The sequence below is a fragment of the Streptomyces sp. NPDC006512 genome, from assembly GCF_040611935.1.
Lineage (GTDB): Bacteria > Actinomycetota > Actinomycetes > Streptomycetales > Streptomycetaceae > Streptomyces.
Map to the genome: position 1 here is coordinate 13,527 of NZ_JBEXPG010000047.1, position 9,940 is coordinate 23,466.

The window sequence follows — 9,940 nt, forward strand, 5'->3', positions numbered from 1 at the left end:
ACCGGGGGGCGGTCCGCGAAGCGAGCGTGATCAAGGGTTACCTTTCCGTACGGCTGCGGCGCGAGCGGAAGGCGACTCGAACGCCGCACCACCCGGAACCACGCAACCAAGGTTAGCCTTACTTAAGTGGGAGGCAAAACCCTGGGCCCCGCTCCCCCACCCGGGCCAACGAGGCCGCGTACAGGGGCCCCTCACGCCCGGCAGGACCACGGCACACCGCCCCCGAGCCCGGCGTTCCGGCCGCGGGGGCAGCGCTCGGGGCACGACGATCGGGGCCCGACGCTCAGGGCGAAGCCCGGGCCCGACGACCGGTGCCCGACGCCAAGGCCCGACCCCCAGGGGCGAAGCCCAGGGCCCGACACTCAGGGCCCTGCGCTCAACACTGTGGGCTCCCCGGCTCGGGTCGCGGGCGAGGGCGCCCGAGGGCTACGCCCGGCCCGCCCCGTTCGGCCCCGCCGGACCGCCCGCTCCGCCCGGCCCGGGCTCCGGACGCCCGCCCGGGGACAGGACGGGGTCGTCCAGCCTGACGATCCGGTAGCCCGCCCCGCCGCTCCCGGCCTGGGGGACGCGGCGACGCCCGCCGGGCCCCGTCTTCGTCGGCCGGGCCCGCTGGGCCGCGGCGATCAGGGCGCCGACCTGTGGGGCCTCGGCCCGCAGGCGGTTGAACCCGCGGACGGAGATCCCGACGAGCGTCGCCGCGGCCGGCCAGGCCGCTCCCTTGCGGATCGCGTTCAGCATCAGGTGCAGCGCGGCGGGGGTCGGCTCCGCGCCCGGCCGGAGACCGTGGGCCTCGGCCAGCGCGTGCCCGGCGCGGAGCGCCTCGGCGAAGCTGGCGTCGATCTCCAGCCACTCGCGCAGGATGCGCTCCGGCACCCCGGCGGCGGCCGCGCACCCGGCAACGGAAAGGCCCTGGGCGGCCCCGCGCAAGGCGTCAGCCATCTGAGCAATCGTTTCTTCACGCTGACTGGGCGTACGCCGCAGCGCCTCGCGCAGCGCCCGTTCCATCATTTCCTGGGAGCCCATGCGGGACAGGACCTCGTCGGCCCACTCGTCCTGCCGCGCTCGCCGTCGCCCCTGCTCCTGCTCCTGCATCCCCGCACCCCCGTGTCCAGGTACCCGCAACGCCCTTGCGCACAGGGCGGTCCGGGCGGTCGCGCCTCACGGCGCCTTCTGCTCCCGCGTCCTGACGCCGTCCACGAACGTGGCCACCACCTCGATGTCACCGATCCGCGAGGTGTCGACGCGCCGCGGGTCGTCGCCCAGCACCACCAGGTCGGCGCGCTTGCCGGGCGTGAGGCTGCCCGCCCGGTCGTCCCAGTGGCAGGCGTAGGCCCCGGCGACGGTGTACGCGTGCAGCGCCTGGTCCACCGTGATGCCCTCGTCCGGGCCGATCGGCCGCCCGGTCGAGGAGGCGCGTTCGACCATGAACTGCACGGCCCGCAGCGGCGATCCGTCAGTGACGGGCCGGTCGGAGCTGCCGACCAGGGTGATGCCGTGGTCCAGGAACCCCTTCCCCCGGTACATCCAGGGCGCCCGTTCCGCACCCATGATGGCGGCGTAGTCGTCCCCGAAGGAGTACAGGAAGGTGGGCTGGACGACCGCGCTCACCCCGAGCCGGGCGAAGCGCGGCAGCTGGTCGGGCCGGATCAGTCCGGCGTGTTCGACGCGGTGCCGTGCCCCGGGGCGCGGCCGGATGCGCTGCGCGCGCTCGATCGCGTCCAGGGCGAGGTCGGCGGCGCGGTCGCCGATGGCGTGGACGGCGAGCTGCCAGCCCGCGAGGTGGCCGTCGACGATGGTGTCCGCGAGGCGTTCCGGGTCGTCCTGGAGCTGTCCGAGGTGCTGCGTGCCCTCGTACGGGCTGGTGAGGGCGGCCGTCCGGGCCATCATGCCGCCGTCGGTGTAGACCTTGAGGGCGCCCAGGGAGAGCCAGTCGTCGCCGAAGCCGGTGCGCATGCCGAGGGCGAGGGCGCGGGGGATGCCGTCGGCGGGCGGCGTGGTGACGGGCTTCAGGGTGTCGGCGGCCGCCATGAGTTGTACGCGCAGGGGCAGTCGGCCCTGGTCGCGCAGGAGTTGGTAGGCGCCGAGCTCGACCGGGCTGTGGCCGAGCAGGCCGCCCCCGATGCCCGCTTCGGCGCAGGCGGTGACGCCCTCGGCGAGACAGGTACGGGCGGCGCGCTCGATGGCGTCGGCGAGTTCCTGCTGGGAGTAGGGCGGCCGCAGGGCCCGGGCGGCGCTCATGGCGCCCTCCGCGAGGAAGCCGTCCTCGTGCGGAACGCCGGCGGGGAGCCGGTCCAGCACGGCGGAGTTGACCACGCAGGCGTGTCCGGAGTCGTGCATCAGGAACACCTGGTGCCCGTGGCTGACGCGGTCCAGTTCGGCGGCGGTGAGGTGCCGTCCCAGCACCCGCTGGTCGTACCCGGCGATGTCCACCCAGGAGCCGGGCGCGGCCTGCCGGGAGGCGGCCTCCTCGACGACGGCGAGGACGTCCTCGATCCGGCCGCGGCCGGCGACGCTCGGGGTGGCCGCCTTCAGCCCGGTCCAGGCGAGGTGCACGTGGCTGTCGATGAAGCCGGGGAGCACGGTGGCCCCGTGGAGGTCGATCACCTCGCGGGCGGGGAGCGAGGTCACCGCCTCGTCCAGGCCCACGATCCGGCCCTGCCAGATGCCCACGTCGTGGGCGACGGGGTGGTCCGGGTCCATCGTGACGACGTTCGCGTTGGTCAGCCTCGTGCAGAGCATGGAGTCCCCGTCCCTGAGTGCCTAGTGCCTAGTGCCGTGACCGGAAAGGGCCCGGCACTAGTGGGTCTTTTCCGCCACGGCCGCGACGGCCCCCACGGTCTCCGCGCCCGGTCGCTTGCGCGCCGCGGGCACCATCAGCGGAGTACCGGTTTCCGGGTCCTCGATGATCCGGCAGGGCAGGCCGAACACGTCCTGGATGAGCTCGGCCGTCATGATCGTCGCGGGGTCGCCCTCCGCGGCGACGATGCCGCCCGGCTTCATCACGATGAGGTGGGTGGCGTAGCGGCACGCCTGGTTGAGGTCGTGGAGGACCGCGACGATCGTCTGTCCCCGCTGCTCGTGCAGGTCGGCGCAGAGGTCGAGCACCTCGACCTGGTGGGAGATGTCGAGGTAGGTGGTCGGCTCGTCGAGCAGCAGGATCGACGTCTGCTGGGCCAGCACCATGGACAGCCACACGCGCTGGCGCTGGCCGCCGGAGAGGTCGTCGACGGGCCGCTCGGCGAGTTCGAGGACACCGGTCTGGCGCATGGCCTCGGCGACCGCGGCCTCGTCCTCGGCGGACCACTGCTTGAGCATCTTCTGGTGCGGGTAGCGGCCGCGGGCGACCAGGTCGCCGACGGTGATGCCGCCGGGCGCGGTCGAGGTCTGCGGGAGCAGGCCGAGCCGGCGCGCGACCTCGCGGGAGCGGTAGGACGCGATCGCGGCTCCGTCGAGGTAGACCTCGCCCGCCCGGGGCTTGATCATCCGCGCCAGCGCCTTGAGGAGCGTGGACTTCCCGCAGGCGTTGGGGCCGATGATCACCGTGAAGGAGTGGTCGGGGATGACCACGTCCAGGGAGGTGGCCACCGTCCGCTGGTCGTAGGAGAGCGTCAGGCCCTCCGCCCTCAGGCGGGCGGTCGGGGGGATCGTTGCAGTCATGCGCGGCTCTTTCGTGACTCCGTGACCAGCAGCCAGATGAGGTACAGCCCGCCGATGGTGCCGGTCGCCGTGCCCACCGGCAGGAGGGCGGGGGAGAAGATGCGCTGCATCGCGAGGTCGCTCGCGGTCAGCAGGACGGCGCCCATGGCGGCGGAAGGCACCAGCGCGGGGCCGGATGACCGGGTGAGCTTGCGGGCGAGCTGGGGGGCCGCGAGCGCGACGAACCAGATGGGCCCGGTCACCGCGGTGGCGAACGCCGCCAGGGCGACGCTGATGACGAGCAGGGCCGTCCGGCTCGCGCCGACGTTGACGCCCAGCGCGGTGGCCGTGTCGTCGCCCATCTCCACCATGGACAGCCGGCGGGCGAACAGCAGGGCGAGCGGGAGGAGTACGACGACGGCGAGGCCGACCGCGGTGGCGTGTTCCCAGCCCCGGTTGCCCAGGCTGCCGATGAGCCACGCCTGGGCCTCCAGGGCCTCCTGCCAGCTCGCCCGGGTGATCAGGTACGAGTTGAGGGCGAGCAGCAGGGAGCTGACGCCGATGCCGATGACGACGAGCCGGAAGCCCTGCATGCCGCTGCCGAGGAGGAGCAGGTACATGACGGCGGCCGTGCCGAGCCCGCCGATCAGCGCTCCGATGGCGATCTCGGTCATGCTGCCGTGCAGCGTGACGATGACGACGAGGGCACCGGTCGCCGACCCGTTGGTGAAGCCGATGATGTCGGGGCTGCCCAGCGGGTTGGCGGTGAGGCTCTGCAGGATGGCGCCGCTGACGGCCAGGGCGGCGCCGACGCACAGGGCGGTCAGCAGGCGGGGCATGCGCAGGGTGTTGACGATGAAGTCGGACGCGCCGTCCCCGGTGCCGAGGAGCGCCTTGACGACGTCGCCGACGGACAGTTCGAAGTCTCCCGTCGTCAGACTGATCGTCATGACCGTCAGGAGGAGGGCCAGCAGGATCGTGGTGACGGCCATCGTGCGGCCCTGGACGCGCAGGGAGAGGTGTCCGCGCGGGCTGCGCAGGACCCTGCCGCTGACGATGCGGGGCGGCCGGGCGGCGGGTGCCCCGCCCGCGGGCGGGGACGCGTGGGTGACGGAGGTTCCGCCCTCGGGTGCGGCGCTCACAGCATGACCAACTTTCGGCGGCGGCACAGCGCGATGAACAGCGGTGCGCCGAGGAACGCGGTGACGATGCCGACCTGGATCTCACCGGGTGCTCCGAGCACCCGGCCCAGTACGTCCGATCCGATCAGCAGGACGGGCGCGATCAGCATCGAGTACGCGAGGACCCAGCGCTGGTCGGCGCCCACGACGAACCGGGCGAGGTGCGGAACGGCCAGGCCGACGAAGCCGATCGGTCCGGCGGCGGCGGTCGCGGCTCCGCACAGGAGCATCACCGCGACGGCGCCCAGCGCGCGGGTCCGGCCGACGTTCACGCCGAGGGCGCGTCCGACGTCCTCGCCCATGCCGAGGGCGTTGAGCGACGGGGCGATCCCGAGGGCGAGGACGAGGCCGACGACGACGAACGGCAGGACCACGTACACGAGGTCGAGGCCGCGGCCCGCGAGGGCGCCGACCGTCCAGAACCTGAACTGGTTGAAGGCCTGGGGGTCGAGGAGCAGGACGGCCGTGTTGAAGGCGGTCAGCACCGCCGTGACGGCCGCTCCCGCGACCACGAGCCGGTCGGGGGTGGCCAGGGACCGGCCGGACGAGCCGAGCGCGTACACCAGCACCGAGGCGAGCGCGGCGCCGATGAAGGCGAACCACACGTAGCCGAGGGCCGTGCCCACGCCGAAGAACCCGATCGCGATGACCACGCCGCTCGACGCGCCGAGGCTGACGCCGAGCAGACCGGGGTCGGCGAGCGGGTTGCGGGTCAGTGCCTGCATGAGCGCGCCGGACAGCCCCAGGGCCACGCCGACGACGAGGCCGAGGAGGGTGCGGGGGATGCGGTACTCGTGGATGATGACGGAGGTCTGCGACCCGTCGGGGTGCCACAGCGCGTTCCACGTGGCGGAGAACGGGATGCCCTTGGTGCCGACCCACACGCTGAGGAGCGAGATGAGGACCAGCGCGGCGAGCCCGACGAGGAGGCCCGCTCCCCGCACCGCGGCCACGGATCGGGATTTCGAGGGGGCGACCGGGCCTTCGGCCGTGCTTCCGGACACCGCCCGGGCTTCGATCTGCAACAACGCTCCCCCTGGCGGCAGTTCGCCGGCGATGTATGAAATGTGATGCACCGACAACAGAATGATACTTAGGTGAGCCTAAGCGAAGGTTCCGCACAAGGTCAACGCGCGGACGCGCGCCGCAAGCGGGACATACGGGGCAGCCGCACCCGCCACCCCGAGGGGTGGCTTATTTAGAGTAGCCTTACCTAACTATTAGATCATCCAGCTATCTCTCGGAGGCACGCATGCTCGACGGAGGACCCACGGGGAGCCATGTCCTCCGGAAGGCGATCGGGGGGCAACGGCGCCGCATCGTCACGGCCTCGGCCCTCGGCATGGCGCACCAGGGCTGCGAGGCGCTGGTGCCCGTCGTCATCGGTGTCATCATCGACCAGGCCGTCGCGACGGGATCCTCCGGGGCCCTGCTGCGCTGGCTGCTCGTCCTCGCCGCCCTCTTCTTCGTCCTGTCGACCTGCTACCGGATCTCCGCGCGGATCACCGACGGGTCCTCCGAACACGCCTCCCACGGCCTGCGCCTCACCCTGGCCGCCAAGGTGCTCGACCCCCGCGGCGGCGCCGACCGGGGCCGGCTGCCCGGCGCGCTGACCGCCATCGCGACCGGCGACGCGACCCGCGTGGGCGCGACCGCCGCCGCGGTCACGTACGCGGTCTCCGCGGCCGCCGGCCTCACCATCAGCGCGGTCGCGCTGCTGCGCATCTCGGTGCCGCTGGGCCTGCTGATCCTGCTCGGCGTCCCGCCGCTGCTGTGGCTGGGCCACCTCATCAGCCGGCCGCTGGAACAGCGCAGCGAGGTCGAGCAGGACCGCGCCGCGCACGCCTCGGGCGTCGCCGCCGACCTCGTCGCGGGACTGCGGGTGCTCAAGGGCATCGGCGCCGAGGCCGCCGCCGTGTCCCGGTACCGGCGCACCAGCCAGGACTCGCTGGCCGCGGCCCTGCGCGCCGCGCGCAGCCGCGCCTGGCACGACGGCGCGATCCTCGCCCTGACCGGCGTCTTCATCGCCGTCATCGGACTGGTCGGCGCGCACCTGGCGATGAACGGCTCGATCAGCGTCGGCGAGCTCGTCGCGGCCGTCGGACTCGCCCAGTACCTGCTGGGACCGTTCCAGCTCCTCACCTACGTCAACGGCGAGTTCGCCCAGGGCCGCGCCTCCGCGGACCGCATCGCCGAAGTGCTCGCCGCGCCGCCCGCCGTCACCGCCGGAACGGCCGTGCTCCCCCGGCCCGTCGCCGGGCGGGTCCGGCTGAGCGGCGTCACGTACGGGGCGCTGCGCGGTCTGGACCTCGACGTCGCCCCCGGCAGCCTGATCGGCGTCGTCGCCAAGGACCCGGCCGCCGCCAACGACCTGCTGCTGTGCCTGGGCCGCGAGTCGGACCCCGACGCGGGCGTGATCGAACTCGACGGGGTGGCGCTGACCGACCTGGACCCGGACGACGCCCGCCGGGCCGTCCTGGTCGCCCACCACGACGCCGACCTGTTCGAAGGCAGCCTGCTGGACAACGTACGGGCCGCCATGCCCGACGACGGACGGGACGCCGGAGCGGCCCTGGCCGCCGCCACGGCCGACGACGTCGCACGGGACCTGCCCCAGGGCGGGGACACGCCGCTCACCGAACGCGGACGCTCCCTGTCCGGCGGACAGCGCCAGCGCGTCGCCCTCGCCCGGGCGCTGGCCGCCGACCCGCCGGTGCTGGTCGTCCACGACCCGACGACGGCCGTCGACACGGTCACCGAATCGCACATCGCGGCCCGCCTGAGGCAGCTCCGGCCCGGCCGCACCACCGTCCTGGTCACCACCAGCCCCGCCCTGCTCGCCGAGACCGACCGGGTGGTCGTCCTCGACGGGGGCGCGGTCTCCGCCGACGGCCGCCACCAGGAACTGGTCTCCGCCGACACGGCCTACCGCACGACGGTGCTGGCATGACGGACCTGAAGGACACGCCCGCCGACGGACCGGGCGGCGCGGACCACGCGGGCGCGCACCACCACGACGCGGACAACGAAGGACGGACGATGAGCGGATCCAGCACACGGGATCGCGAGCTGCTGCCCACGGCCACCGGCGCCCAGACCCTCGGTGTCCTCGGGACCCTGATGCGCGGTCACCGCCTGCTGGCGGTCGGCGCGCTGACCGTACTCGTCCTGGGGACGGGCATCGGCCTGCTGACCGCCCCGCTCCTGGGACGCATCGTCGACCTCGTCGTCGAACAGCGCGGCTCCGGATCGCTGACCGTGCCGATGGTCCTCCTCCTCGTCGTGGCGGTCGCCCGCGGCGTCGCCACCGCCATCGGCAGCTCCCTCGTCGCCCGGCTCGGCGAAACGATCCTCGCGGACCTGCGCGAGAAGTTCATCGCGCGGGCGCTGCGCCTGCCCCTCGAACGCGTCGAGCGGGCCGGTTCCGGCGACCTCACCTCCCGGGTGACCGGGGACGTCACCGTCATCGCCCGGGCGGTGCGCCAGGCCCTCCCCGAGTTCGCCGGCGCCCTGCTCACCATCGTGCTGACCCTGGCCGGACTGGCCGTACTGGACTGGCGGTTCCTGGTCGCCGTCCTGATCGCCGTACCGGTCCACGTCCTGTCCGTGCGCTGGTACATCCCCCGCGCCTCGTCCGTGTACGCCGGGCACCGCGTGGCGACGGGCGCGCTCCAGCACCAGCTCCTCGACAGCATCGGCGGCGTCCGCACCGTACGGGCGTTCCGCCTCGGCGGACGGCACGCCGAGCTGTTGGAGCAGCGCTCCCGGGAGGCCGTCGACCTCGCGCTGCGCGGCATCCGCCTCGTGTCCGGGTTCTTCTCGCGGCTGAACCTCGCCGAGTTCATCGGCCTGGCGGCCGTCCTGTTCACCGGCTTCTTCCTGGTCGACAACGGGTCGGTGAGCATCGGCACGGCGACCGCGGCCGCGCTCTACTTCCACAGCCTCTTCAACCCGGTCAACGCCGCGCTCTTCCTCATCGACGAGGCGCAGTCCGCGGGCGCGAGCCTGGCCCGCCTGGTGGGCGTGTCGACCCTGCCGGCCGAACGGGAGCCCGAGGAGCGGGCCGTGGCCGCGGACGGGTCGGTCAAGGTCCACGGGCTGAGCCACGCGTACGTGTCGGGACACCCCGTCCTGCGCGAGGTCGAGCTGGAGGTGAGCAGCGGCGAGCGGGTGGCCCTCGTCGGTGCGAGCGGGGCCGGGAAGACGACGCTGGCGAAGCTGATCGCCGGTGTCCACGAGCCGTCGGGCGGCACGATCGCCCTCGGTGGCGTCGACGTGCGGGAACTGGGTCCCGTCGGGGTCCGGCAGGCGGTGACGCTGATCAGCCAGGAAGTCCACGTGTTCGCCGGTCCGCTCGCCGAGGACATGCGGCTGGCCCGGCCGGAGGCCACCGACGAGGAGCTGCACGCGGCCCTCGCCCGGGTGGGGGCACTGGAGTGGGCGCAGGCGCTGCCCGAGGGGCTCGCCACGGTCGTCGGTGAGGGCGGGCACCGGCTGACGGTGACCCAGGCCCAGCACCTGGCCCTGGCCCGGCTCGTCCTCGCGGATCCGCCGATCGCGATCCTGGACGAGGCCACCGCCGACGCGGGCAGCGCCGGCGCCCGCGTCCTGGAGACGGCCGCGCTCCAGGCCCTGGAGGGACGTACGGGGCTGATGGTGGCCCACCGGCTGCCGCAGGCCGCGACCGCCGACCGGATCGTGGTCCTCGACCAGGGGCAGGTCGTCGAGACCGGCACGCACGACGAGCTGGTGGCGGCGGGCGGGCGCTACGCGGGCCTGTGGGCCGCCTGGTCGGCGAGCCGCCGGGAGCCGGGGGACGCCGCCGCGCTGCCCGCTCCGAGGAAGCCCGTACCGCCCTCCGCGCAGGCCCGTTGAGGCACCGGGGCCCACGGGCCGCCTGAGCACCGCCCGAACGCCGTGTGGCCCTCCCCCTCGGGGGAGGGCCACACGGCGTTTTCGCGTGCCCCGACCGGGCACGGCACCCCGTCCCCTTCCCCGGCGGGCGGCGGGCGGCGGGCGGCGGGCTCCGGGGGCCGGCCGCGCCGCCCCGGCGGCGGGTTCACCGCGCCGCGGTGCACCGCGAGGTGCGCACGGCCCCGGGCACCGCTGCCCCGCCCCGCTCC

7 protein-coding genes are annotated in these 9,940 nt (G+C 74.1%); 2 read left to right on the forward strand and 5 right to left on the reverse strand.

Annotated elements, in window-relative coordinates:
• Positions 1-426: 426 nt before the first annotated feature.
• The 5 genes from ABZZ17_RS28200 to ABZZ17_RS28220 form a co-directional block, all read right to left on the reverse strand.
• Complete coding sequence (locus ABZZ17_RS28200; protein ID WP_356879892.1) at positions 427-939, reverse strand: hypothetical protein; 513 nt, start codon at positions 937-939, stop codon at positions 427-429.
• A gap of 219 nt (positions 940-1,158) precedes the next feature.
• Complete coding sequence (locus tag ABZZ17_RS28205) at positions 1,159-2,739, reverse strand: amidohydrolase (protein ID WP_356879894.1); 1,581 nt, start codon at positions 2,737-2,739, stop codon at positions 1,159-1,161.
• A gap of 57 nt (positions 2,740-2,796) precedes the next feature.
• Positions 2,797-3,657, reverse strand: coding sequence for an ABC transporter ATP-binding protein (locus tag ABZZ17_RS28210; RefSeq protein ID WP_356879896.1), 861 nt, complete (start codon positions 3,655-3,657; stop codon positions 2,797-2,799).
• Positions 3,654-4,778 carry an iron chelate uptake ABC transporter family permease subunit gene (locus tag ABZZ17_RS28215; RefSeq protein ID WP_356879898.1) on the reverse strand — a complete coding sequence of 375 codons (1,125 nt, stop codon included), beginning with the start codon at positions 4,776-4,778 and terminating at the stop codon, positions 3,654-3,656. Before ABZZ17_RS28215 ends, ABZZ17_RS28210 begins: the two co-directional genes overlap by 4 nt.
• Positions 4,775-5,893 carry an iron chelate uptake ABC transporter family permease subunit gene (locus tag ABZZ17_RS28220; RefSeq protein ID WP_356879900.1) on the reverse strand — a complete coding sequence of 373 codons (1,119 nt, stop codon included), beginning with the start codon at positions 5,891-5,893 and terminating at the stop codon, positions 4,775-4,777. The genes ABZZ17_RS28215 and ABZZ17_RS28220 overlap by 4 nt, the downstream gene beginning before the upstream one ends.
• Positions 5,894-6,069: 176 nt before the next feature.
• Here ABZZ17_RS28220 and ABZZ17_RS28225 point away from each other — a divergent pair, with 176 nt between their 5' ends.
• Positions 6,070-7,767 carry an ABC transporter ATP-binding protein gene (locus ABZZ17_RS28225; protein WP_356879902.1) on the forward strand — a complete coding sequence of 566 codons (1,698 nt, stop codon included), beginning with the start codon at positions 6,070-6,072 and terminating at the stop codon, positions 7,765-7,767.
• An 89-nt stretch (positions 7,768-7,856) separates the two neighbouring features.
• The gene (locus tag ABZZ17_RS28230) at positions 7,857-9,692 is read left to right on the forward strand and encodes an ABC transporter ATP-binding protein (RefSeq protein ID WP_356879944.1); all 1,836 of its coding nucleotides are present in this window, start codon (positions 7,857-7,859) and stop codon (positions 9,690-9,692) included.
• The last annotated feature ends 248 nt before the right edge of the window (positions 9,693-9,940 follow it).